The following is a 22,816-nucleotide window of genomic DNA, read 5'->3' as shown; positions in this document are numbered from 1 at the left end:
AAGGACTGAATTTGGAAGAGAGCTTGTTTAAAATTTTGGAACAAAGCTCATTCTATTTTGAACAGATATTCCACTTGTGATTATTTTTGGAATATGTAATCTTTCAGGAAATGCTAGTACCTGATTGGGAGAATCCGTTGAAATCACTTGATGTCATCACAATCGGCCGGTCATCGGTCGACCTGTATGGAACACAGGTTGGCAGCCGACTGGAAGACATGTCTTCATTCAATAAGTATGTCGGCGGCTCACCAACCAATATGTCAGTGGGAACAGCCCGTCTTGGGCTGAAATCTGCCCTTATCTCCCGCGTAGGGGATGAGCACATGGGCCGTTTCATCCGCGAGCAGCTGGTTAAAGAAGGCGTTTGCGTTGATGGTCTTGTTACTGACAAGGACCGCCTGACCGCCCTTGTTATTCTTGGCATTCGCGACAAAGAGCAGTTTCCGCTGATTTTCTATCGCGAAAACTGTGCCGACATGGCGCTGTGCGAAGATGATATTGATCCTGAATTCATCGCCTCAGCTGGCTGTGTGACTGTTACCGGTACCCACCTCTCGCATCCACGCACGGAAGCTGCTGTTCTAAAAGCGCTGCGTCTTGCGAAAGAGAACGGCTCCCGCACTGCTCTGGACATTGACTATCGCCCCAACCTTTGGGGTCTTGCAGGTCATGGTGATGGTGAAGAGCGTTTCATCGCCTCTGAGAAAGTGACCGCGGAACTGCAAAAGCACTTGCACCTGTTTGATTTGATCGTGGGTACGGAAGAAGAGTTCCACATCGCCGGCGGTTCTACCGACACTCTTGAAGCATTGAATGCTGTGCGCAAGGTCAGCAAGGCTGCTCTGGTTTGCAAGCGTGGCCCAATGGGCGCTGTGGTGTTTGAAGACGAGATTGGTGCGAGCCTTGATGATGGTAAATCCGGTCCGGGTTTCCCGATTGAAGTGTTCAACGTGCTTGGCGCAGGCGATGGCTTTATGTCTGGCCTGCTGCGCGGCTGGCTGAAGGATGAGACCTGGGAAACCACCCTCACCTATGCCAATGCATGTGGTGCGTTTGCGGTCTCCCGTCATGGCTGTGCCCCTGCTTACCCAAGCTGGGAAGAGCTGCAGTGGTTCCTTGATAACGGTTCCTCCGAGCATGCTCTGCGCAAAGACAAGAAGCTGGAGCAGATCCACTGGTCTACCAACCGCAAGGGTGAGTGGTCCAACATGAAGGTGTTTGCCTTCGATCACCGCTCTCAGCTGGAAGACATGGCAGCCAAAGTTGGCGCATCCGAAGACAAGATCCCTGAGTTTAAAGAGCTTTGCCTTAAAGCTGCTCAGCAGGTTTGTGCTGGTGGTGACGACTACGGTATTTTGTGTGATGGCCGCCTTGGTGAGGACGCTCTGTTCAAAGCAACGGGTTCTGGTCTTTGGATTGGCCGTCCGGTTGAACTGCCGGGCTCTCGCCCACTGGAGTTGGAGATTGGTCCGGACCTTGGTTCGCAGCTGGCGGAATGGCCGGTTGAGCATGTGGTCAAGGTGCTGTGCTTCTATCATCCAGATGACAGCGCTGAGATGAAGGCCCGTCAGGAAGAGACCATTTTACGCCTTGCGCATGCATGCCGCGAAAATAATCTGGAATTTTTGCTGGAAGTCATCCCGTCCAAGGTTGGACCGGTTGATGATGATACCACCGCGACCATCATTCAGCGCTTCTATGATCTGGGTGTTTACCCTGACTGGTGGAAGCTGGAGCCTTTGAAGACCGATGCAGGCTGGCAGAAAGCTTGTGACGCGATCAAGGCGAATGATCGCTGGTGTCGCGGTATTGTTGTTCTTGGCCTTGATGCACCAGCTGAGGAGCTCGCTGCGAGCTTTGAGGTTGCAGGCAAGTATGACCTTGTGAAGGGTTTTGCTGTGGGCCGCACTATTTTTGCTGAGGCTGCTGAGAAGTGGCTTGGCGGAAACATTTCTGACGCAGAAGCCATCGCTAACATGGCTGCAAAATTTGAAGACCTTGGATCTGTCTGGGAGCAGGCCCGAATGGATAAGAAAGAAGTTGCATGAGCACGATCAGATTAACAGCCGCGCAGGCTCTGGTTCGCTATCTAGCAGCCCAGAAAACGCCTGAGGGAGACAGCTTTATTGCTGGGGTCTGGGCTATTTTCGGTCACGGCAACGTGGCGGGTCTTGGTGAAGCGCTTTATCACACGCAGGACACGCTGCCGACCTATCGCGGTCACAACGAGCAAGGTATGGCCCATGCGGCTATTTCCTATGCCAAGGCATCCAACCGTCGCCGTGCGATGGCTGTGACGACCTCCATTGGTCCCGGTGCAACCAACATGGTGACAGCTGCTGCGCTGGCTCACGTGAACCGCCTGCCGGTTCTGCTGTTGCCAGGTGATGTGTTTGCAAACCGTGCACCGGATCCAGTGCTTCAGCAGATTGAAGACTTTCAGGATGGCACTGTCAGTGCGAATGACTGTTTCCGCCCTGTAAGCCGTTACTATGACCGTATCCAACGCCCTGAGCAGCTTTTGACAGCTTTGCCACGCGCTATGGCGGTTATGACTGATCCGGTCGAGTGTGGCCCTGTCACGCTGGCTATGTGTCAGGACGTGCAGGCAGAAGCATATGACTGGCCTGTGAGCTTCTTTGAAGAGCGCACCTTGCACTTCCGCCGCCCTGCACCTGATGCAGCTGAGCTGGAAACTGCGGTTGCTGCAATCCGTGCTGCGAAAAAGCCAATGATCATTGCTGGTGGTGGTGTGCACTACTCTCTGGCAACGGATGATCTGAAGAGCTTTGCCGAGACGCACAACGTACCCGTTGCGGAAACGCAGGCTGGCAAGTCCGCTCTGCCATGGGATCATGAGCTGAATCTAGGCAGTGTTGGTGTGACCGGCTCTTCTGCTGCAAACGCTGTTGCTGAAGATGCTGATCTGATCATTGCAGTTGGCACACGCCTGCAGGACTTCACGACAGGGTCCTGGGCACTGTTTAAGAACCCGGATCGCCGTATTTTGCAGCTGAACGCAGCTTCTTATGACACTGGCAAGCACAATGCACTTCCGCTGGTGTGTGATGCGCGTGTTGGCTTGCAGGCTCTCAGCCAAAACCTGGGTAGCTGGAAGGCCGAGACCGAGACTGCGTCTCACCTTGCGACCTGGCTCTCTGCCGTTGAGAATGCAACAGCTGCCCCTGAGGGCGGTAACGAATTACCAACTGATGCGCAGGTGATTGGCGCTGTTCAACGTGCTTCCAACGCAGACACCACTGTTGTGTGTGCGGCTGGTGGCCTGCCGGGCGAGCTGCACAAGCTCTGGAAGACCGACAAGCCGGGTGGTTACCATCTGGAATACGGCTTCTCCTGCATGGGCTACGAGATTGCAGGTGGTCTTGGCGTGAAGATGGCCAAGCCAGAGAACGAAGTGGTCGTCATGGTTGGTGATGGCAGCTACATGATGATGAACTCCGAGCTGGCGACCTCCGTCATGCTGGGTCACAAGATCATTGTGGTGTTGCTGGACAACCGCGGTTACGGCTGCATCAACCGTTTGCAGATGGCAACCGGTGGTGACAACTTCAACAACCTGCTGGATGACGCCTACCACGTTGAGCCATCCAACATTGATTTTGCTGCACATGCGGGTGCAATGGGGGCAACCTCTGAGCACGTGAAGAGCATCGAAGAGCTGAGTGAAGCTCTGGAGCGCGCAAAAGCCAGCACCAAGTCCTACTGCATTGTGATCGACACTGATCCGCTGCCAACCATGCCGGAAGGTGGCCACTGGTGGGATGTAGCTGTGCCAGAAGTATCAAAAAGAAAAGAAGTTAATGAAGCTCGCAAGGGCTATGAGCATGCGCTGACCAATCAGCGTTTGGGGGACTAAGGCCAATGATCCGTTACGGAACCAACCCAATTGCGTGGAGCAATGACGACGACCGTACTCTTGGTGCGCACATTTCTCTGGAACAGTGCCTGAGCGAGGCTGGCGAAATCGGCTTTGACGGCATTGAAAAGGGCCACAAGATGCCAACCGAGCCAGCTGCTTTGAAAGCTGCGCTCGACCCGCATGGTCTTGCCTTTGTTTCTGGCTGGCATTCCCTGAACCTGTTGGCTCACAGCGTTGAAGAGGAAAAAAAGGCGATCCAGCCGCACCTCGATCTGCTCAAAGCCATGGGCTGCAAGGTTTGCATCACTTGTGAAACCTCCAACGCGATCCACGGTGCTGATGATACCCCGCTGGCAGACAAGCCTGTGCTGGCTGATGACCAGTGGGCGCAGTTTGGCGCTGATGTTGAAGCAGTTGCTGCCTATTGCGCGCAGCAGGGTATCTCGCTCGTTTACCATCACCACATGGGTACTGTGGTACAGAGCGGTGAAGAGATTGATCGCTTTATGGACGTGACCGGACCGAACACCTACCTGCTGCTGGACACGGGCCATGCATGGTTTGGTGGTGCAGATCCGGTGGAAGTTGCCAAGAAGCATATGGCACGTGTACGCCATTTGCATGCGAAGAACGTTCGCCCGACTGTCCGCGCACAGGTTGAAGGCGAGCGCCTGAGCTTCCTGGAAGGCGTCCGCCGCGGTGTGTTCACCGTTCCTGGCGATAAAGAAGGCGGCGTTGATTTTGAACCTGTGCTGAAGGTTGCAGCCGAGCATGGCTATGAAGGCTGGCTGGTGATTGAAGCAGAGCAGGATCCTGATCAGCGTAATCCGTTCACATACCAGAGCATGGGCCTGAAAGCACTGCGCGAGATGGCTATCAGCGCTGGTCTTGATAAAAAGGTAGTCGCATGAGCAAGCTTCTCGTAAAACCCAATGGCACAGAGGGCAAGGTGCATGACATCACGCCTGAATCTGCCGGTTGGGGCTACGTTGGTTTTGGCCTTTATCATCTGGAACCGGGCGCAAACGCCAAGGAGCTGATGAAGGGCAAAGAAGCCATTCTGGTTATCGTAGAAGGCAAAGCCTCCATCACTTCAGATGGTCAGGACTTTGGTGTGCTTGGTGAGCGTAAGAACGTGTTTGAGCGCATCAAGCCATGGTGTGTGTACGTTCCTGCCGGAGCTGAGTGGAGCGCAACTGCTGTTACCAAGCTGACACTGGCTGTGTGTACTGCCCCTGCAAAAGACGACAGCTACCCTGCCCGCGTGATTGGCCCGGATGACATCCCTAGCGTTGAGCGCGGCGTTGGTGCCAACACCCGCTACATCCACCCGATTGCCATGGAAGACCAGGACTTTGCAGAGAGTCTGCTGGTGACTGAGGTTTACACCCCTCAGGGCAACTGGTCCTCTTATCCTCCGCATCGTCATGATGAAGATAACTTCCCGGAAATGACCTATCTGGAAGAGACGTATTATCACCGTCTCAACCCGGACCAAGGTTTCGGCTTCCAGCGTGTGTTCACTGAAGATGGTGAGCTGGATGAGGCGATTGCCATGTCCAGCGGGGATGTTGTGCTGGTTCCAAAAGGGCACCACCCTTGCGGTTCTCCGTATGGCTACGAGATGTACTACCTGAATGTGATGGCTGGCCCGATGCGCAAATGGCGCTTCCAGAACCACCCTGACCACGACTGGATTGCACAGCGCGACGCAAAACCTGCGGACGCCTAAGACACCTGATATCCGCGTGTTCCCACTGATATTTCTTTGGGAGCACGCGTTCAATAAGCGCGTAGGTTCTGCGGAAACCACCAGGCATTCGTTGGAAATGCGCGATATAAACGCTGTTGTGAAAGATAAGCTATGACTGTTTCAATTGGCCTGTTGGGAGCTGGCCGTATTGGCAAAACCCACGCAAAAGCTGTAAGCCAGCTTAAAAATGCCAAGCTGGCTGCTGTGTTCGACCCGTTTGAAGATGCTGCAAAAGAGATTGCAGCTCAGACAGGTGCACGTGTTGACGGCCTTGATGCCATCATGAATGATCCGGCTATTGATGCTGTGATCATCGCGACCCCAACTGATCTGCACGCTGAGCAGATTGAGCAGGCTGCACGTGCTGGTAAGGCAATCTTCTGCGAAAAACCAATCCATCTTGACGGCGACCGTGTGCGCGAATGCCTCAAGGTTGTTGAAGAGACCGGTGCAAAGCTGATGGTTGGCTTCAACCGTCGTTTTGATCCGAACTTCGCTGAAGTGAAGCGCCAGATCGAAGCTGGTGTCATTGGTGACGTTGAGATGGTTCAGATCACCTCTCGTGACCCTTCCCCGCCACCAGTCGACTACGTGAAGCGCTCCGGCGGCCTGTTCAAAGACATGATGATCCATGATTTTGACATGGCTCGCTTCCTGCTTGGCGAAGAAGTTGTTGAAGTGAACGCCATGGGCAGCGCACTCGTATCTGAAGAGATCGGTGCTGCGGGTGATGTGGACACAGCAACTGCGACGCTGAAGACTGCAAGCGGCAAGATCTGCACCATCACCAACTCCCGCCGCGCAACATACGGTTACGACCAGCGCGTGGAAGTGCACGGTTCCAAGGGTATGGTGTCTGCAGAAAACATGCGCACCACCACTGTGACTGTTGCAAACGGCGAAGGTTACACTGCTGAGCCTCTCATGGATTTCTTCATGGAGCGCTATGAAGCAGCTTACCGCATTGAGCTGTCGGCATTCGTTGACGCTTTGACCAGCGGTTCTGAGATCTCACCAAACGGCTTTGATGGCCTGAAGGCTCTCGAACTTGCTGAAGCTGCAACTGCAGAAGTTGCCAAAGCACGCGATCTCGCAAACGCTTAAGTTCAGTTAGATATACAAATACGAAAAGGGCCGATGCATTGCACCGGCCCTTTTTTTATTGTTTCCAAAACTTTGGCTTATGCCATGGCTGCCTGACGGCGGACGGTGGCGATGCGGAAGCGGTTGGCGACGTAGGCGCCGTCTGTGAGGCTGGCGTTGCCTGCCGGGTTGGCGCCGGTGACGTGGAAGTCAGAGTAAGCTGCTGACTGGTTCACATAGATGTTGCCAGTGAGGTTTACAGAAAGCGGTGCGCCTGCCCATGCGTAGGCATCAGTGGCCTGATCAATCACCTCTTCCTTTGTTGAGTACAGCGCTGCGGTGATTGCACCGTGGCTCTTGGCTGAACCCGCTGCTCGGGCGATGGCATCGTCAATGTCATCACAGGCGATGATGAAGGAGATCGGGCCGAAGCGCTCCTGCATGTAGGCTTCTTCCTCTTTGGAATCGACAGCCACAACAGTTGGCGTTGCAGAGCGTGCGCCGTTCATGCCTTCCACTGGCTCAGATGAGCGGATCACTTTGCCCAGTTTTCCTGCTGCAAAAATGCGTTCCAGTGTGGACGGGTTCTGTACGGCACCAAGGATTGCAGCTGCGCGGGCCGGATCGCCGAGGAGCTTATCCAACGAGATCTTGATGGCTTCTGCCACTTCCTCAAAGCACTTCTTGCCGTCATTGGTTTCAATGCCGTCACGGGGAACGAAGATGTTCTGCGGTGTGGTGCACATCTGACCGGAATAGAGCGACAGGGAGAACGCGATGTTGCTGGCCATGCCGCGCAGGTTGTCTGTCGATTCAATCGTGATCGCGTTTACGCCTGCTTCCTCGGTGTAAACCAATGCATCTCCTGCATTTTCACGCACCCATGCCCCAAAGGCATTGGAGCCGGTGAAGTCGATGATCTTCACAGCATCATTGGTCACCAGTTCCTTGGTTTTTGGCGCGTCCGCGGTATCAGCAGCCAGCATCAGGACGTTTGGATCAAAGCCTGCTTCTTTCAGCACGTCCCGGCCAATCTGAATGGAGATGGCCATTGGCAGGATCGCCATTGGATGCGGCTTGATAATGACCGGATTGCCAGTAACGAAGCTTGCGAACATGCCTGGATAGGTGTTCCAGGTTGGGAAGGTTGCGCAGCCGATGACCAGCGCGACACCGCGTGGCACAACGCGGAATTTCTTGTCCAGCACGATCGGGTCATGCTTGCCCTGCGGCTTTGTCCAGGTCACCTCGGTTGGTGTCTGGGTCATTGCGTCATAGGCATAAGCGACGGCTTCCAGTCCTCTGTCCTGCGCGTGTGGACCACCTGCCTGAAACGCCATCATGAAGGCTTGACCGGAGGTGTGCATCACCGCGTTGGCGATGAGGAAAGACTTTTTGTTGATGCGAGCCAGCATTTCCAGCGCAACGCCAACGCGCTCTTCAACGGTGGCTTTCGCCCAGCTCTTGCCCGCCTCTGAGGCTGCTTTGACCAGCTCTGCGGGATCAGCATCTTCATAAGTGACGCCCAGCTCTTTGCCATAGGGCGAAGATTCTGCGCCTGTCCAGTTGCCGTTGGTTGGCTGGCCCAGTGCGAATGGCTTGCCGAGAATCCCCTCAAATTCTGCAAGCTGATCGTCTTTTGCTGTTTCGCCATAGATCTTACCGGATGCAATCTCAGGATAAGCAGACCAGTAGTCTCTTGATTTACTTGTCTTTACTGCTTGAAAGAGCGTGTCTTTGTGCGTTTCAAAAAAGTTACTCATTGTTCCTCCTCGAAAAACCTGCGCCAACCGCAGTGCTTCTTCGACCAATGTGTGAGTTGAATTCCAATTGACAGCGGTTTCACTTCCAGACAATAATTTACCGACCGGTCAGTCATTTCAAGCAAAAAGTGCCAGAACCATCGACCAGTCTACGAAATGATTAGGTTTTCCAGAGGGCTCTCCTCATGAATTTGGAAGTTCATTGGGAGCAAATTGGTGGTTCACTGGTGAGTGATGATTGATCTATTTGGAGGGAGAGACCATGAGCGAGACCACAGTCATTTCCGAGCAGAGTATTTTGGTGGATGTGAAAGACACCTACCACGTGATTACGCTGAACCGCCCTGACAAGCTGAACTCGTTCAACGACGAGATGCACCGCGCACTCTATGCGGCGCTGGAAGCTGCGGACGCAGATGACAACTGCCGCGCCATTTTGCTGACGGCTACAGGCAAAGGCTTCTGCGCTGGTCAGGATCTTGGTGACCGCGTGAAGCCGACACCAGACTCCCCTCCACCGGACCTGACCCAGACCATCGGTGATTTTTATAATCCTCTCATCCGCAAGCTGAAGTCGATCAATATACCGATCGTGTGTGCGGTCAATGGCGTGGCAGCTGGTGCTGGCGCCAACATTGCCATGGCCTGTGACATCGTGATTGCCTCTGAGAAAGCCAAGTTTATTCAGGCGTTTGCCAAGATCGGGCTGGTGCCGGATTCTGGTGGCACCTACTTCCTGCCGCGTCTCGTGGGTTCTGCCCGTGCACGTGGCCTTGCCATGCTCGGCACACCGATCACCGCTGCGCAGGCCGCGGAATGGGGCATGATCTGGAAGTGCTCTTCTGCCGAGACCTTTCTGGAAGAAGCCACTGCCATGGTGCAGGAGTTTTCTGTTGGACCAACCATCGGCCTTGGTCTGATCAAGCAAGCGCTGAATGCGTCTGAAGGCAACACGCTGGATGAACAGCTTGATCTGGAGCGGGATTACCAGGGCGAAGCCGGACGGACACCGGATTATCTGGAGGGCGTGACGGCCTTCATGGATAAGCGGGCTCCAAAGTATTCAGGCAAGCGCTGATGAACAAGCAGGAATTAGCGGAGGCTGTTGCGGCCTCCATGTGGGACGAAGACGAGGCGACACAAGCGCTTGGGATGACGTTGGACGAGATTGCACCCGGACGGGCTGTGATTTCCATGAAGGTGATGGAGCGCATGACCAATGGGCATAAGACCTGTCATGGCGGGTACATTTTTACCCTTGCAGACAGTGCCTTTGCGTTTGCATGCAACAGCCATAACCAACGTGTTGTCGCCTTCCAGTGTTCCATCACGTATCTCGCCCCTGCTTTTGAAGATGATGTTTTAACGGCAACAGCCGAGGAACTTACCGTGCAAGGCCGATCCGGCATTTACGACATTCATGTGCGCAATCAGGACGGCGCGCATATTGCAGAATTTCGCGGAAACTCGAGGACCATCAAAGGGACGCATATCGAGTTAAGCACCTAATATTTATGGATGACCAGCATTTGAGGAGGAGAAAATGTTGGAGGTTGAAGAACGCAGGCCCGATCTGGAGCCTATTGAAACGGCAGGACGGGAAGACCTGGCAGCGCTGCAACTGGAGCGCATGCGCTGGTCAGTGCGGCACGCCTATGAGAACGTAAAGTTCTACAAAGACAGCTTTGATGCAGCTGGCGTGCATCCTGATGATCTGCAAAGCCTTGCTGATCTGGCGAAGTTTCCATTCACCACCAAGCAGGATTTGCGCGACAATTATCCGTTCGGGATGTTTGCTGTTCCGGAAGAGGATATCTGCCGCATTCATGCATCCTCTGGCACCACAGGCAAGCCAACCGTTGTTGGCTACACCAAGAAGGATATTGAAACCTGGGCCGGTGTGGTTGCGCGTTCCATTCGTGCAGCAGGTGGTAAGCCGGGTGACAAAGTGCACATCGCTTATGGTTATGGGCTGTTTACAGGTGGCCTGGGTGCGCATTACGGGGCGGAAGCGCTTGGCTGTACCGTTATTCCAATGTCTGGCGGCATGACAGAGCGGCAGGTGCGGCTGATTGAGGATTTCAAGCCAGAGATCATCATGGTCACCCCGTCTTACATGCTCTCCATTCTGGATGAGTACCGCAAAGAAGGGCTGGACCCGCGCAAGAGTTCCATCAAGATCGGCATCTTTGGAGCTGAGCCATGGACCAACTCCATGCGCGAAGAGATTGAACAAGCCTTCGACATGCATGCGGTTGATATCTATGGCCTTTCTGAGGTGATGGGTCCGGGTGTGGCGCAGGAGTGTGTGGAGACCAAGGATGGCCTACACATCTGGGAGGATCACTTCTATCCCGAAATTATCGATCCGGTGACCGGAGAGGTTCTGCCAGATGGATCGGAAGGTGAGCTGGTGTTTACCACGCTGACCAAGGAAGGCCTGCCGATCATCCGCTATCGCACCCGCGACTTGACCCGCCTGATGCCGGGCACAGCCCGCAAGATGCGGCGTATGGAGAAGATCACTGGTCGGTCTGACGACATGATGATCGTACGCGGTGTGAATGTGTTCCCGACCCAGATTGAGGAGCAGATGCTGCGCTGTGACGGGCTCTCCCCTCACTACCAGATCCAGATTGCCCGTAAGGGGCGTATGGACCAGCTGACCGTCAACGTGGAAGCCGCTGCACATGCAACATCTGACGCTGATCGTCTGGCAAGCGCCAAGGAACTGGCGGTTCATGTGAAAAACAACATCGGAATTTCGGTTGGGGTAGACGTGGGCCTGCCAAATTCCATAGAACGAAGCCAAGGCAAGGCCACGCGGGTTATCGACCTGCGGCCTAAAGAAGATTAACGGAATTAAAAAGCATGGCGCGCACCAGAGCAGCGGATTATGACGACAAACGCAAATCCATATTGAAACTATCGGCGCGCGCCTTTGCGCAGCAAGGCTATGACAAAACCTCGATGGCACAGCTCGCCAAGATCTGTGGTTTCTCAAAGGCTTTGCTCTATCACTACTACGAGAACAAAGAGACGCTGCTGATCGACATCATCAGCGCTCACCTTGAAGAGCTGGTGGACGCGGTGGAAAGTGTTGCTCAGGCAGAGCAGGACCCGTTGGAACGCTTACGCGGCCTGTGCCGTGCTTTACTGCTGGCTTATGAGGACGCAGACTCTGAGCATAAGTTGCAGATCAATGAGCTGTCCTTTCTGCCCGTGGAGAAGAAGCAGGACATCATTGAGCTGGAGCGCAAGCTTGTCGCCATTTTCGCCAAGGCGGTTGCGGCCACAAACCCGCAGTTTGGCGATGGAAGTGCTTTGATCAAGCCCGTTACCATGAGCCTGTTTGGCATGCTCAACTGGTCTTATTTATGGTTTAAACCGGGCGGCGACTTGACCCGCGAAGGTTACGCGGATCTGGTGGTGCAGTTGTTGCTGAACGGCTCGCAGTCCATACAGGGGAAACTGGCGAGTTAAGCCTCGCCTGCCGCTCTTATTATTTCACCAGCGCCTTTGCGGTGAGCTGCTGCATCATGTCTATGTAGCGGGCTTGCGTCCAGTTGCAGTCGATGCGCAGCTGTTCCCAATTGCGGACGGAGAGGATGGTGAGAAGCATATCGGTTGCTTCTTCTTCGCTCATGCTGTCTGTTAGTGCGCCATCTGCCTTGAGCGCCTGCACCGCTTTTTCGCAGCCATCACGGATGGCGCAGATTCGGTCGTTCCAAGCAGCAGCGGCCTCTTCATCGGTCTCCTGCATGGCTATCAAAGCTTTGGCCACACCAAAAATCGTCGGGATGTAATTGCCCCAGGTTTCGACCCAGATCTCCAGTCTTTGCGTACCGGATGCAGCGCTTCGGCTTTTAGCCAGCTTTGCGTCTATGTCGTGCACTTCATCCAGATAACGCGTTGTAGCAGTGAGCAAATCTGCCCGGTTGGGAAAGTGCAGATAGAGCGCCTGACGGCTGATTTTTGCAGCTTTTGCGATGTCTGACATGCGCACAGCACTGCCATTTCCGGCCTCCAACAACTGCCATGTGGATTTGAGGATGCGATCACGAGTGGGAATATTCTGACTTGACATGATGTCAATATAGGTGCGATTGACACGATGTCAACTTGACATCGTGTAAAGCTAGAAGGATAGAGCCATGAAAGTTATCGTATTTGGTGCAACAGGCACTGTTGGCAAACTCGCCACGCATAAGATGCTTGCAGATGGGCATGAGGTGACAGCCTTTGCCCGCAGCCCAAGCAAGTTACAGATTGAACATGAAAACCTGACGCTCCGTGCTGGTGATGCAGCATCCCGCGATGCAGTTGCCACCGCTGTTGAGGGACAGGATGCCGTGGTGATTACGCTTGGCGCGGGGATGTCGCGCAACAGCACCATCCGGTCTGCTGGTACGCGCAATGTCATTTTGGGAATGCAGCAACATGAGGTGAAGCGGCTGGTCTGTCAGTCCACTCTGGGTGCTCATGAAAGCTGGCCGAACCTCAACTTCTTCTGGAAGCGGATCATGTTTGGCGCGTTGTTGCGACCTGTGTTCAAGGATCATGAATTGCAGGAGGAACTGGTTCGTGTCAGCGGTTTGGACTGGACTATCGTGCGGCCCAGCGCGTTTGCACCAGCCCTTGCAACTGGCAGCTACAAAGAGAATTTCCCAGCTTCTGAACGCCGCCTTTCCCTGAAGATTGCTCCTTCAGATATTGCCGGTTTTCTCAGTCGCCAGCTCTCTGAGGCGCAGTACCTTCACCGCGCTGTGGGGATCTCCAATTGAGGCTGCGGGTTTTGCTAAATGACAGGCAGGCTTTGCGGTGTGCGATGCCTGCCTTTTTCCCAAATGCCTTGTTGCCATAAAAATGCAGCTTGCAAGACTCTTCTATTTTTCCGAGAGTTACCAGAAGACTCAAGGAATAGACCCACCATGAAAACAGAACGCGAAAAGATGGAAGCGGGTGAATGGTACACCTGCATCGATGACGAGCTGGAGACGCTGCGGCAAGCTGCTTATCACGCTGTACATGAGCATCGGACCCTGCACCCAAGCAAGCGCGGGTGGATCAGCCCTGCCCTGCGTGCTCTGCTTGGCAGCTCCACTGACAGCACAATCATTGAAGCGCCCTTTCACTGCGCGTATGGCATCAACATTCATTTGGGCGAGCGGGTTTTCCTCAATGCAGGCTGCACGATTTTGGATACTGCGCCTGTCCGCATTGGTGACCAGACCATGCTTGGCCCCAATGTGCAGATCTACTGCGCCCAACACCACAAAGACGCTGAGAAGCGCTGCGCAGGGCTGGAGTTTGCCAAGCCCGTGACCATTGGCAAGCGAGCGTGGATTGGCGGTGCCGCGATCATCATGCCGGGCGTGACTATTGGCGATGAGGCCATTGTTGGCGCAGGCAGCGTGGTGACCAAAGACGTACCAGCCGGAGCCACCGTGGTGGGCAACCCCGCACGGGTGAGAGGCTGACCCTCAAAAGAGAGGAGCTGGCTGCCGGTTTTCCCATGCAGCCAGTTTGGATCGGGGTCAGGCTTCCAGCGTTTGTTGCCCGGCCTCTGCCTGCGAAACTGCTTGTCTCTTTCCAAACCACATTCTGCTGATGAGGCGATCTCGCAGGATAAACTGGTGGAACGCCCATCCACCAACATGCAGCACAATCAGAGCGATCAGCACTTTTGCGATGACACCATGGGCGACACGTGCGGGATGTACCGTAAGATCTGCCGGGAGTGGGTCTCCGGAACCGCCCAGCGTTATTGCGAAGAGGTCTGCGTTGTTGGCCATGACGAGACCAGAGAGCACCATGCCTGCGACCAGCGCATACATGGCCCAGTGGGTCAGCCCAGCGGCCGTGTTGAGTGCGGGTTGCCCCGTGTCTGCGTTTGCAGGCTTCATTGTCACGAGACGAGTGATAAGGCGCAGGAGCAGGAGGACCCCAACGACCATGCCCCAGATGATATGTCCGATCATGCCGGTGAGCTTTTGCGGGTCGGTGCTTTCCATAGCTGCCATCATGGGCCCTCCCACCACCAAAGCCATAAATATCATAAGGGCCAGGATCCAGTGCAGGGCTACTAAGACCGGGTGATAGCGTGTTGTCATCGGGTGCTCCAATCATCAATCGTAAAAGGAACCGACGGCGGGTTCCTGATTATGTCTGGAGTGCATTTTACGTTACACAAAGAGAACAAGAATGATATGATAAGAAACATCGCATTACTCTGATGTAACAAAAGAGATACCATGAGGTCATTGGACTGGGAGCTGTTGCCGTCTTTTCTTGCTGTTGCGCGGGCGGGCAGTTTGCGGGCGGGCGCTGAGTTGCTTCGCACCAACTATGGCACTGTGAACCGCAATATTCAGGCTCTTGAGGCCAGTTATGGTGTGGCGTTGTTTAGTCGTTCCACCAAAGGCTTCAAACTGACTGATGCCGGCGAAGCCGTGCTTCCGTTTGCTGAGCAGGCTGAACAGGTGATCATCAATGCGCGCAAACGCGTTGAGGGGCTGGACAAGAGCGAAGCGGGGACGCTCCGCTTTTCTGTCACGCCCACCTTTGCCTATGATGTGATTTCTCCGATCATCAGCAGGTTTCAGGAAGCTTATCCTGATATTCAGGTGGAGCTGAGGCTGACTTCTGCCGTTGAGGAGATCAACAAGGACGAGACAGATGTCTCTCTGCGTGCGGCCTATGAAGTGAGCGAGGATGTGGTTGCCCGCAAACTCTACCCCATGACCATCGGCATCTATGCAAGCCAAGCCTACATTGACACCGTGTTTGCACAGTCCGGGCCGCAAGGCTCCGGTCTTTCGTGGATTGGGTGGCCGGGAGACACACAGGCGGCCAACTGGGTCGCTCAAAGCCCCTTCCCTCATGCTGACATCCGGCACATGGTCTCTGACGGGTATATGCGCCTTCGGCTATTGAGAGAGAACTGCGGTATCTCTTACCTTCCCGTTGTGTTTGAAAAGTTCTTTCCTGATCTTTGCCGCGTCCCCGGTACAAAAGCTGAGTTAGGACAATCGCTTTGGATCGTGCTTCATGCTGATTTACGCAAAACCGTGCGGATTCGCCGTTTTGTGGATTTCCTCGCAGATGAGCTCATGGATTTGAAGCGCGACATGCAGGGAGAGCTTTACCGGCGTTAGAACTGCCGACTTAAGTGCAGGTCACAATAACCTCAATTGCGGGTTGGTGAAGCTGCGTATAGTCTGTGGGCATCTGATCATTCCAGCGAACATAAGTGACCTATGAAACTGTTTTATGCCCCCGGCACGATCTCGATTGCCGTTGCCATTGCTCTTGAAGAATCCGGCGTACCCTACACCACGCACAAAATTGATTTTAGGAACCCTGATGTCAGCCGTCCGCAGCTGTTAGAGGTGAACCCAAAGGGCCGTGTTCCTGTTCTGGTGACAGACCATGGTATTTTGACAGAGGCTGGCGCGCTGCTCGACTATGTCGCTGATCTTGCACCGGATGACAGCCTGAAGCCTTCTGATCCCTTTAAGGCCGCCAAGATGCGTGAGGCCATGTACTATCTGGCCTCCACCATGCATGTGAACCACGCCCATAAGCTTCGTGGTGCCCGTTGGGCAGATAAGGAAGCGAGTTGGGAGGACATGCGTGCCAAGGTGCCAGAGACCATGACAGCCTGCTGCGCCTATGTGGAAGAGAACATCATCACAGGCCCATACGTGCTTGGCGAAACCTTCTCCATTGCAGATGCCTACCTTTACGTGGTGAGCACGTGGCTCAAGGGCGATGGTGTGGACATCACTCCGTTTCCAAAGTTCAACGCCTTCCAGAAGCTGATGGAAGAGCGAGATTGCGTGAAAGCGGTGAAAGCTGCAGGGATGCTGGGATAAGCTTCAGAACCAGAGTGTGCAGCTGCCGCATCCTATTTGGGGCAGCTGCTTTGCATTGGCTCAGCACCAATTGGGTGTTTTAGTTTGCCATCTCAAATGCAATCTCTCCGTTATGGAGAAAGCACGACTTGGTGAAGACAGTCAGGTCGACCGGGTTTGGAAGACGAATATCTGACAGGTCGGGCAAGGATTTACTCGCAAGATCGAAGTCCCTTTGCACCTGCGATATCAATGCGATGATAATGCCTGTTTTCCGTGCAAACTCTTTGAGCACATTGAGCTGGGATGAGAGTTCCGGGTTTCGCCGTTTCTGATCAAGCAGCTGCAAATAATCAATGACAACAAGCGTCTTTTGGGGCGCATCCCGAAGTTCATTGATGATGTAGCTGGCGCAAATCTCATCTGAGCAATCCAGATGGAAAGCATCCCTCATCTCAGCAGGATTATAGCCAAGTTGGGATACACGCTTCAAAACATCTGCAGGCGTGTACTCAAGGGTAAAGAAGTAACTCTCGCCCCCTGCTCTGCTGGCTTGAATGGCCAGTTCCAATCCAAACAAGGTTTTGCCCTGACCCGGACGTGCTGCGATCAGAACAAGATCTCCGCCGTCCAACTGGCGCAAGCATTTTTGAGCCCGGCCAGACCGGGAGCCTGAGACCGACAGGTGGCTCCAGCTGCTATAGCCTTCTTGTTGTGCAAGCTGATCCAGCGCCGCATGCAACGGCATGCCACTTTCGCGCGCGGTGAGCTTTGCTTGTCTTTTCAGCTGGTGAACAGGACTGGATAGTTTCATTGAAGAACCCTCTCTTCAGAGCACAAATTGCAGTCCCTCCTTATGCGCTTGCTCGAACAGTATGGTTCTGATCCTGAAGTCCTACATGTAAAATGCTTCCCGAGTTGGAGGGCGGAGGCTTGGACTTAGCCTTGTTGCAAGGATAGAAATCTAGCTTGCTGCAATCAAGAGCCAGTTGTGTTTTTCAACATGCTGCTAAGAAGACCCAGCCTCTGCCGGTTGCTCAAAGATCAAGCCGATACACAACTTGCTGCTCGCCAAATCGTTCAAGTTGCCGGGTTTGTTGCATTCCCAGCTTTTGTAACAGGCGGATGGAGCAGGTGTTTTGGAGTTGGGTTTCAGCGAGAATGGATGGCAGGTTCAGCTCCTGCATCGCGAATGGCAGGAAGGCATTGAGGGCTTCCTCTGCATATCCCTGCCCCCAGTGTTTCGGCAGGAACTCGTAGGAGACTTCCATGTCTTCTCCTTGATAATAAGGAGCTAAACTGAGCAGGCCGAGGAACTCATTGGCTCTTCTGGATCGCACTGTGGCATGATACACTTCCGTTTCAGAAATCACCTTTGCACATCGGATTTCGATAGACGCAGGACTTTGCTTTCCACCCAGAAACATTCTCGTTTGCTCATTGGTGAACAGTCGTCGGAGTGCCGATTTATCTGCGTGCATTGGCTGGGAGAGTAAGCAACGGCGCGTTACAAGTGGTTTTCTCATTACACTGATCCCCTCACCCTCCTTTATGCGTTGCGCTGTTTTCTTCAGCTCAATTTCTCTCAGATCAAATGCAATATTGAATAGAGTATCTCGATCACCTTTATTGGCATAGTAATACTACTTAGCCTTCTTTGGTTTTGTTATTTCAGCAGAGACGTCCCCGAGTCATAATTGGTCAGTTGATTAAGATTGTCGGCAAGAAGGGCGAGTTTATGGCTCCTGGCAACGATAGGGAACAACAACCCAACGAAAACCCTGCTCCAGACCATGAAAACTGGGTGCAGGCGATGGGGCAAGAGCTCAATCTGCAGTTTGGACCTGACGGTGAAGGTGAGCAGATCCCTGTTGGTGGTCCTGAGAACCAGGTGCGGCCAGAGGTTCGGGTCGATGATGCTGAGGTTCAGCCGCCAGATGCGCCACAAGTTCCACCTGCGCAGGGCATGCCGAATATGCCGCCGCTTGCAGTTCCCATGCAAGACCGCCCCAACGAAAAGCCGAAGGAAGGCAGCCGGATGCAGGTGGAGTACAAGGACAATGGCACGATGGTCATTGATCCTTACTCCGTCCCCCGCACAATTGCGACTGGTCATGGGGCTGGTTTGGACGGCGTGCGCCACGCGGTTTATGCGCCAACACGATTGTCTACAGATGTAGAAGGCAAAATCACCCCACCTCTACAAGGTGCTGACCTGAACGAACATGCCCTTGGGCGCGGCGGGACAGGGTACCTGCAAACTTATCCGGAGATGGAGGATGCCGTCATCAAACGCCCTTACAGCTTTGGTGAGGGCGAAGACCGCCAGTTCCTTGGGATGGAGTCCATCATTCATGAAACCACCATTCTTTCTGCTCTTGGCGAGTTTGAAGGTGCAAAGGGCGTTGAAAATATCATCAAGGTGAAGGGTTCTGGCGTGACTGGCGATGGTGAGCCTTTCGTGATTATGGAGAACCTCAAAGGCGGCACGCTGGATAACCGCATTGCGAATGAAGGTCTTCCTCCAGCGCAACTGGACCAGTTCGCTGAAGGCTTGCTCTCTGGAATTTCCTTCCTGCAGAACCGCAATGTGATCCACCAGGACCTGAAGATCGACAATATCATGTTCCGCGATCAGGACAGTGTGGAACCGGTGATCATCGACTTTAATGCCGCCTCCGCCACAGAAGGTATTGCTGCCACCACAGATGACTACGAAGAATTCCGCTATGAGCGGGATGGTGAGCCGAACATGCAGCCGCCAGAGAAACAAGGCAGCGAGATCAATCTGGCGAAGATCACCCCCAAAGCAGATTCCTGGACTGGTGGCCTTTGTCTGGCCGCAGCTGTCATCGGCAAGCAAAACCAACAACAGTTGATTCAGGAGGCCAGATTGGCCGGAGAGGATCAGGTGGCGATTGACGCAGCCCTTGATGCTCGCCTTGGAATGGCTCCTGAACACATCAAAGTGGCCATCAAAGGCATGATGCGGGCTGATGTAGCTGAACGCCTGACCGCTGAGCAAGCCCTTGAGCTGATGCACCAGAACAATCCGGAGTATGTGCCTGAAGAACAACCGCAGGCACAGGCACCTGAGCCAGAGCCTCAGGAACCGGAACGGGTCTATAACGAGGATCCTAAGGAAGGCAGCCCAATCCGTGTACAGAGAAAGCGAAATGGCACCATGGTGATTGAGCCGGACAGTGTGCCAACAGGCATCGAGATGGTGCCTCAGCGCGGGCGAGACGCTCGCCAATTTGGCAATCGCTATCGCGCGACACAGCATAGCCTGCGCATGAACCAGCATGTTCCACCACCAATCGTCGACGGGGAACACGATCAGCCGGGCGTTCTTGCCCACGGTGCAACGGGCGTGCTCCAGGACTTCACAGAGATGGAAAACGCGGTTTTGAAGCGCCCCAATGCGGTGCAGGTGGAGGCGGGAGAACCTTTGACCTACATCGGCATTCCGCAGCTTCTGCATGAAGCGAAGATCCTGACGGCGCTGGCTGAATTTGACGGGGCAAAGGGCTACGAGAACATCCCTCAGATCAAAGGCACCGGCATCACCGAACAGGAAGAGCCTTACATGGTGATGGAAAAGCTCAAGGGCGGCAATCTGGCTGAACGCATCCCAGAAGACAAGGGCATGCCCCAAGAACAGGCAGAGGCATTTGCCAATGGCCTTCTGAATGGACTGGACTTCCTGCACAAGCGCAACATCGTCCATCAGGACCTGAAACCCAACAACATCATGTTCCGCGAGGAAGGCGATGAGGTGCCGGTGATCATCGACTACGACCTTGCCACGGCGCATGAAGGTGTAGCGACGGGAACTGGTGAAGGTGAGCCCGATGGGTTTGATTTAAGCGGCACCCCAGACATCATGCCGCCTGAAGCAAAGAATCCTGGCCCGAACAAGGAAAATTTGAGCGAGAAGATTGATGCCTGGTCTGCTGGCCTCTTGCTGGTGACGGCCGTTGCCGGAAGTGCGACTGCAGAGCTTTTGAAGACGGATTTAGTAGAATTCCGTAATGGTGAAAACAAGGACTCCAACCAGTTGCGCGTGTTGCTGGAGCGGCACTTAGCTGGTGTTCCGCAAAACATGAAGGAAGCCATCATCGGTCTGCTCAAACTGAACCCAACAACCCGCCTTTCCGCAGAACAGGCGCTCACGTTGATCAATCATGCGAAGGGAGGCCCAGGCGGTTGATTAAGGAGGATCGTGGTGCGGTTGCTGTGATCTGATGATGTACAGTTTCCCCTATACCCCCAGCTTTACGACCACGTTGAGGAGCGTATCACGAAGGGATTGGACTTCTTCTTTGGTGAGGTTCTGGTAGATGACGCGGCGGTCGCCGGCCATGACGCTATCCATGGCTTTTTCGACGGTGGTTTTGCCTTTGTTGGTCAGGCGGACGATCTTGCTGCGTTTGTCGGTATCGTGATCAATGCGCGTGACGAGGCCATCGGACTCCAGCTGCTTAAGGATCTTGGTCATACCGCCTGAAGTCATCAGCAGAGCACGGTACAAATCACTGGGGGACATTTCCCATGGCTCAGGACGGCCTCGCAGTGCGACCAGCACCTCAAAAGCGCCGTTGGTCAGGCCATAGACCTCCAGCTCTTTTGTGCAGTTCTGATCGAGGATTTCGCTGAACCGGTTCATACTCAGAAACAGCTCGGTTTCTACAGAGACAGCTTCTGGCCAGTTCTGGCGCATCTGTTCCAGGGCTTTGCCCATTGGGTAGGCTTTCGACATGAGATCCTCATCACAACTCTACCGGTTTTCTAAATTAAACCTTGCTAGAAAGATAGTTTGAATATACCTATCCAGAAAGCTACTTAGATAGATAGGTGTGACATGAGAAGTTTCTGGGACAGAGTTCGACACTCCGTGCTGTTTGAAGGGATCGCCCTTTCCATCGTCGCGGTGTTTGGAAGCTGGATTACTGGTCATTCCATTTCAGAGATTGGTGTTCTTGGACTGGTCATGTCCCTGATCGCCATGGGCTGGAACTTTCTTTACAACTGGCTCTTCGACAAATGGTATGTGGCCAACCGTGGTACCAAGCCCAGGACTGTTGCCTTGCGTATTGTGCACGCCCTGTTGTTTGAAGGCGGGCTGCTTGGATTTGGCATTGTCGCAATCATGTGGCTTCTGCAGATGAATTTTGTTCAGGCATTGTTGCTTGATATTGGCTTTGCGGTGTTCTTTCTGGTTTACGCCTTTGTCTACAACTGGGTTTACGATCTGGTGTTCCCGGTTCCGGTTGCAAAAGCCGTTTGAACGTGTGGTGCTGACATAAGAACGCAAGAAAAGCCGGAATAACGCAAATTCCGGCTTTTCCTTTCAAACCAACGCAAACTGTCGTTTTGATAGATCAGATATCGTCATAATCGACTGTTACATCATCTGTTTTCGGTCTGGACTGGCAAGTGAGCACGTAGCCTGCTTCAATCTCCCATGGTTCCAGCGAGTAGTTGACGGCCATGTCCACTTGACCAGACACCACTTTGGCCCGGCATGTACAGCACATTCCACCCTTGCAGGAGAACGGTGCTTCTATGCCCAACCGCAGGGCACCATCAATGATGGTTTCACCCGGCTCCAGAGTGACGTCGTGGCGCGCACCATCAACAATCATGGAGACCTTTGCTTTGTGATCTACAGCGCTGGAATCCTTGGCTTTATGGGCTGCATGCGGATCACCACCATCAGCAGGGACAAAAAGCTCGTTATGGATGTGTTCCAGCGGAATGCCATGGCTTTGACAGGCTTGTCTGGCTGCCTCAATCATATCGCCCGGGCCACAAAGGAAGACGTGATCGATGCTGTTTTCACCAACGGTCTTGGTGATGAATTCCTCAATCTTTTCAGATGTTAAACGACCATTGAAGAGGCTTAGCTCCTGCTCTTCACGAGATAGGACATGGTAGACACTTAAGCGATCGAGGAAGCGATCCTTCAGATCATCCAGCTGATCCTTGAAGATTACACTCTGGGAATTCTTGTTGCCGTAGAACAGGAAGAAGTGGCTGTTCGGCTCATCTTCCAACACAGCTTGCACCATGGACATGATTGGCGTGATGCCGGACCCTGCTGCAAAAGCGGCATAAACCCTTGCTTCTTCAGTGGTTCCTCTTGGCAGATTGAAGCGGCCCATTGGGGTCATCACATCAATCTCATTGCCAACAGAGACATGATCCAGAGCGAAGCTTGAGAAGCGACCACCCTCTACTTTTTTGATCGCAACACGGATATCATCATCCTTGGGAGACGAGCAAATAGAGTAGGATCGGCGTGTGTCTTCGCCATTAATAAATTCGCGCAGGGTGAGATACTGCCCTGGAATAAAAGAATAATCTGACTTCAGGTCCGCAGGAATTTCAAAGGCGATAGAGACAGCTTCCTCTGTTTCCTGATGGACTGACTTGATCTTCAATCTATGAAACCGTGGCGACATGGTTTCCTCCC

Annotated in this window: 22 protein-coding genes; 15 read left to right on the top strand and 7 right to left on the bottom strand. The window is 53.8% G+C overall.

What is annotated here, in order from left to right; genetic code table 11:
• The first annotated feature begins 110 nt into the window (after positions 1 to 110).
• The 5 genes from iolC to iolG all read left to right on the top strand — a co-directional run bounded on the left by iolC (position 111) and on the right by iolG (position 6,740).
• Entirely contained in the window at positions 111 to 2,051 is a 1,941-nt protein-coding gene (gene iolC / locus PsAD26_RS08695) for a 5-dehydro-2-deoxygluconokinase (protein ID WP_193757729.1), read from the top strand.
• Positions 2,048 to 3,880: a 3D-(3,5/4)-trihydroxycyclohexane-1,2-dione acylhydrolase (decyclizing) gene (gene iolD, locus PsAD26_RS08690; protein ID WP_063310045.1), complete on the top strand. Its 1,833-nt coding sequence runs from the start codon at positions 2,048 to 2,050 to the stop codon at positions 3,878 to 3,880. The genes iolC and iolD overlap by 4 nt, the downstream gene beginning before the upstream one ends.
• Before the next feature lie 5 nt (positions 3,881 to 3,885).
• Positions 3,886 to 4,794 carry a myo-inosose-2 dehydratase gene (gene iolE, locus PsAD26_RS08685; protein WP_063302312.1) on the top strand — a complete coding sequence of 303 codons (909 nt, stop codon included), beginning with the start codon at positions 3,886 to 3,888 and terminating at the stop codon, positions 4,792 to 4,794.
• Entirely contained in the window at positions 4,791 to 5,615 is an 825-nt protein-coding gene (iolB, locus tag PsAD26_RS08680; RefSeq protein WP_063310044.1) for a 5-deoxy-glucuronate isomerase, read from the top strand. Before iolE ends, iolB begins: the two co-directional genes overlap by 4 nt.
• A 132-nt stretch (positions 5,616 to 5,747) precedes the next feature.
• Positions 5,748 to 6,740, top strand: a complete 993-nt coding sequence (gene iolG, locus PsAD26_RS08675) for an inositol 2-dehydrogenase (RefSeq protein ID WP_063310043.1) — start codon at positions 5,748 to 5,750, stop codon at positions 6,738 to 6,740.
• Between the two features lie 77 nt (positions 6,741 to 6,817).
• Here the strand turns inward: iolG and paaN are convergent, their stop codons facing one another.
• Positions 6,818 to 8,482 (bottom strand): phenylacetic acid degradation protein PaaN, encoded by a 1,665-nt coding sequence (paaN, locus tag PsAD26_RS08670; RefSeq protein ID WP_063310042.1) that lies wholly within the window; start codon positions 8,480 to 8,482, stop codon positions 6,818 to 6,820.
• A gap of 262 nt (positions 8,483 to 8,744) precedes the next feature.
• Between paaN and paaG the strand changes: the two genes are divergently transcribed.
• Genes paaG through PsAD26_RS08650 form a run of 4 tightly spaced genes read left to right on the top strand, consistent with a single transcriptional unit; the run spans position 8,745 to position 11,965 of the window.
• A complete protein-coding gene (paaG, locus tag PsAD26_RS08665) occupies positions 8,745 to 9,560 on the top strand; it encodes a 2-(1,2-epoxy-1,2-dihydrophenyl)acetyl-CoA isomerase PaaG (protein ID WP_208985576.1) in 816 nt (271 codons plus the stop codon).
• A complete protein-coding gene (gene paaI / locus PsAD26_RS08660) occupies positions 9,560 to 9,991 on the top strand; it encodes a hydroxyphenylacetyl-CoA thioesterase PaaI (protein ID WP_057465005.1) in 432 nt (143 codons plus the stop codon). Before paaG ends, paaI begins: the two co-directional genes overlap by 1 nt.
• Positions 9,992 to 10,025: 34 nt before the next feature.
• Complete coding sequence (gene paaK, locus PsAD26_RS08655) at positions 10,026 to 11,339, top strand: phenylacetate--CoA ligase PaaK (protein WP_063310041.1); 1,314 nt, start codon at positions 10,026 to 10,028, stop codon at positions 11,337 to 11,339.
• A gap of 14 nt (positions 11,340 to 11,353) precedes the next feature.
• Positions 11,354 to 11,965 (top strand): TetR/AcrR family transcriptional regulator, encoded by a 612-nt coding sequence (locus PsAD26_RS08650; RefSeq protein WP_063310040.1) that lies wholly within the window; start codon positions 11,354 to 11,356, stop codon positions 11,963 to 11,965.
• Positions 11,966 to 11,984: 19 nt separating this feature from the next.
• Here PsAD26_RS08650 and PsAD26_RS08645 read toward each other — a convergent pair whose 3' ends face one another.
• On the bottom strand, positions 11,985 to 12,569 hold the full coding sequence (locus PsAD26_RS08645; protein WP_063310039.1) for a TetR/AcrR family transcriptional regulator: 585 nt from the start codon (positions 12,567 to 12,569) through the stop codon (positions 11,985 to 11,987).
• A gap of 67 nt (positions 12,570 to 12,636) precedes the next feature.
• Between PsAD26_RS08645 and PsAD26_RS08640 the strand changes: the two genes are divergently transcribed.
• Both PsAD26_RS08640 and PsAD26_RS08635 read left to right on the top strand, forming a co-directional pair.
• Positions 12,637 to 13,266 (top strand): SDR family oxidoreductase, encoded by a 630-nt coding sequence (locus PsAD26_RS08640; protein WP_063310038.1) that lies wholly within the window; start codon positions 12,637 to 12,639, stop codon positions 13,264 to 13,266.
• A 147-nt stretch (positions 13,267 to 13,413) separates the two neighbouring features.
• Positions 13,414 to 13,962 carry a sugar O-acetyltransferase gene (locus PsAD26_RS08635; RefSeq protein WP_063310037.1) on the top strand — a complete coding sequence of 183 codons (549 nt, stop codon included), beginning with the start codon at positions 13,414 to 13,416 and terminating at the stop codon, positions 13,960 to 13,962.
• Between the two features lie 57 nt (positions 13,963 to 14,019).
• On the opposite strand, the gene PsAD26_RS08630 is transcribed toward PsAD26_RS08635, so the two are convergent.
• Complete coding sequence (locus PsAD26_RS08630) at positions 14,020 to 14,595, bottom strand: cytochrome b/b6 domain-containing protein (RefSeq protein WP_193758268.1); 576 nt, start codon at positions 14,593 to 14,595, stop codon at positions 14,020 to 14,022.
• A gap of 141 nt (positions 14,596 to 14,736) precedes the next feature.
• On the opposite strand from PsAD26_RS08630, the gene PsAD26_RS08625 reads away from it, so the two are divergent.
• Both PsAD26_RS08625 and PsAD26_RS08620 read left to right on the top strand, forming a co-directional pair.
• Entirely contained in the window at positions 14,737 to 15,639 is a 903-nt protein-coding gene (locus PsAD26_RS08625) for a LysR family transcriptional regulator (protein WP_063310036.1), read from the top strand.
• A 102-nt stretch (positions 15,640 to 15,741) separates the two neighbouring features.
• Positions 15,742 to 16,359, top strand: coding sequence for a glutathione S-transferase family protein (locus PsAD26_RS08620; protein ID WP_063310035.1), 618 nt, complete (start codon positions 15,742 to 15,744; stop codon positions 16,357 to 16,359).
• 79 nt (positions 16,360 to 16,438) lie between these two features.
• Here PsAD26_RS08620 and PsAD26_RS08615 read toward each other — a convergent pair whose 3' ends face one another.
• Together PsAD26_RS08615 and PsAD26_RS08610 are read right to left on the bottom strand one after the other, a co-directional pair.
• A complete protein-coding gene (locus tag PsAD26_RS08615; RefSeq protein WP_063310034.1) occupies positions 16,439 to 17,152 on the bottom strand; it encodes a DNA helicase in 714 nt (237 codons plus the stop codon).
• Positions 17,153 to 17,375: 223 nt separating this feature from the next.
• Entirely contained in the window at positions 17,376 to 17,864 is a 489-nt protein-coding gene (locus tag PsAD26_RS08610; RefSeq protein WP_084403609.1) for a GNAT family N-acetyltransferase, read from the bottom strand.
• A 212-nt stretch (positions 17,865 to 18,076) separates the two neighbouring features.
• Here PsAD26_RS08610 and PsAD26_RS08605 point away from each other — a divergent pair, with 212 nt between their 5' ends.
• Entirely contained in the window at positions 18,077 to 20,551 is a 2,475-nt protein-coding gene (locus tag PsAD26_RS08605; protein WP_063310095.1) for a protein kinase, read from the top strand.
• 51 nt (positions 20,552 to 20,602) lie between these two features.
• Here the strand turns inward: PsAD26_RS08605 and PsAD26_RS08600 are convergent, their stop codons facing one another.
• Positions 20,603 to 21,100, bottom strand: coding sequence for a MarR family transcriptional regulator (locus PsAD26_RS08600; RefSeq protein ID WP_063287355.1), 498 nt, complete (start codon positions 21,098 to 21,100; stop codon positions 20,603 to 20,605).
• Between the two features lie 102 nt (positions 21,101 to 21,202).
• Here PsAD26_RS08600 and PsAD26_RS08595 point away from each other — a divergent pair, with 102 nt between their 5' ends.
• A complete protein-coding gene (locus tag PsAD26_RS08595) occupies positions 21,203 to 21,628 on the top strand; it encodes a PACE efflux transporter (RefSeq protein ID WP_084403608.1) in 426 nt (141 codons plus the stop codon).
• A 94-nt stretch (positions 21,629 to 21,722) separates the two neighbouring features.
• On the opposite strand, the gene paaE is transcribed toward PsAD26_RS08595, so the two are convergent.
• The gene (paaE, locus tag PsAD26_RS08590; protein WP_063310031.1) at positions 21,723 to 22,805 is read right to left on the bottom strand and encodes a 1,2-phenylacetyl-CoA epoxidase subunit PaaE; all 1,083 of its coding nucleotides are present in this window, start codon (positions 22,803 to 22,805) and stop codon (positions 21,723 to 21,725) included.
• Between the last annotated feature and the right edge of the window lie 11 nt (positions 22,806 to 22,816).

This window comes from Pseudovibrio sp. Ad26 (genome assembly GCF_001623285.1).
GTDB lineage: Bacteria > Pseudomonadota > Alphaproteobacteria > Rhizobiales > Stappiaceae > Pseudovibrio > Pseudovibrio ascidiaceicola.
Note: the sequence above shows the minus strand (reverse complement) of the source record. Positions and strands in the feature narration are given on the sequence as shown.

Excerpts from the sequence above, each read along its gene's own strand:
- iolC (WP_193757729.1), top strand. The coding sequence starts at position 111 with ATGCTAGTACCTGATTGGGAGAATCCGTTGAAATCACTTGATGTCATC.
- iolD (WP_063310045.1), top strand. The coding sequence starts at position 2,048 with ATGAGCACGATCAGATTAACAGCCGCGCAGGCTCTGGTTCGCTATCTA.
- iolE (WP_063302312.1), top strand. The coding sequence starts at position 3,886 with ATGATCCGTTACGGAACCAACCCAATTGCGTGGAGCAATGACGACGAC.
- iolB (WP_063310044.1), top strand. The coding sequence starts at position 4,791 with ATGAGCAAGCTTCTCGTAAAACCCAATGGCACAGAGGGCAAGGTGCAT.
- iolG (WP_063310043.1), top strand. The coding sequence starts at position 5,748 with ATGACTGTTTCAATTGGCCTGTTGGGAGCTGGCCGTATTGGCAAAACC.
- paaN (WP_063310042.1), bottom strand. The coding sequence starts at position 8,482 with ATGAGTAACTTTTTTGAAACGCACAAAGACACGCTCTTTCAAGCAGTA.
- paaG (WP_208985576.1), top strand. The coding sequence starts at position 8,745 with ATGAGCGAGACCACAGTCATTTCCGAGCAGAGTATTTTGGTGGATGTG.
- paaI (WP_057465005.1), top strand. The coding sequence starts at position 9,560 with ATGAACAAGCAGGAATTAGCGGAGGCTGTTGCGGCCTCCATGTGGGAC.
- paaK (WP_063310041.1), top strand. The coding sequence starts at position 10,026 with ATGTTGGAGGTTGAAGAACGCAGGCCCGATCTGGAGCCTATTGAAACG.
- PsAD26_RS08650 (WP_063310040.1), top strand. The coding sequence starts at position 11,354 with ATGGCGCGCACCAGAGCAGCGGATTATGACGACAAACGCAAATCCATA.
- PsAD26_RS08645 (WP_063310039.1), bottom strand. The coding sequence starts at position 12,569 with ATGTCAAGTCAGAATATTCCCACTCGTGATCGCATCCTCAAATCCACA.
- PsAD26_RS08640 (WP_063310038.1), top strand. The coding sequence starts at position 12,637 with ATGAAAGTTATCGTATTTGGTGCAACAGGCACTGTTGGCAAACTCGCC.
- PsAD26_RS08635 (WP_063310037.1), top strand. The coding sequence starts at position 13,414 with ATGAAAACAGAACGCGAAAAGATGGAAGCGGGTGAATGGTACACCTGC.
- PsAD26_RS08630 (WP_193758268.1), bottom strand. The coding sequence starts at position 14,595 with ATGACAACACGCTATCACCCGGTCTTAGTAGCCCTGCACTGGATCCTG.
- PsAD26_RS08625 (WP_063310036.1), top strand. The coding sequence starts at position 14,737 with ATGAGGTCATTGGACTGGGAGCTGTTGCCGTCTTTTCTTGCTGTTGCG.
- PsAD26_RS08620 (WP_063310035.1), top strand. The coding sequence starts at position 15,742 with ATGAAACTGTTTTATGCCCCCGGCACGATCTCGATTGCCGTTGCCATT.
- PsAD26_RS08615 (WP_063310034.1), bottom strand. The coding sequence starts at position 17,152 with ATGAAACTATCCAGTCCTGTTCACCAGCTGAAAAGACAAGCAAAGCTC.
- PsAD26_RS08610 (WP_084403609.1), bottom strand. The coding sequence starts at position 17,864 with ATGAGAAAACCACTTGTAACGCGCCGTTGCTTACTCTCCCAGCCAATG.
- PsAD26_RS08605 (WP_063310095.1), top strand. The coding sequence starts at position 18,077 with ATGGCTCCTGGCAACGATAGGGAACAACAACCCAACGAAAACCCTGCT.
- PsAD26_RS08600 (WP_063287355.1), bottom strand. The coding sequence starts at position 21,100 with ATGTCGAAAGCCTACCCAATGGGCAAAGCCCTGGAACAGATGCGCCAG.
- PsAD26_RS08595 (WP_084403608.1), top strand. The coding sequence starts at position 21,203 with ATGAGAAGTTTCTGGGACAGAGTTCGACACTCCGTGCTGTTTGAAGGG.
- paaE (WP_063310031.1), bottom strand. The coding sequence starts at position 22,805 with ATGTCGCCACGGTTTCATAGATTGAAGATCAAGTCAGTCCATCAGGAA.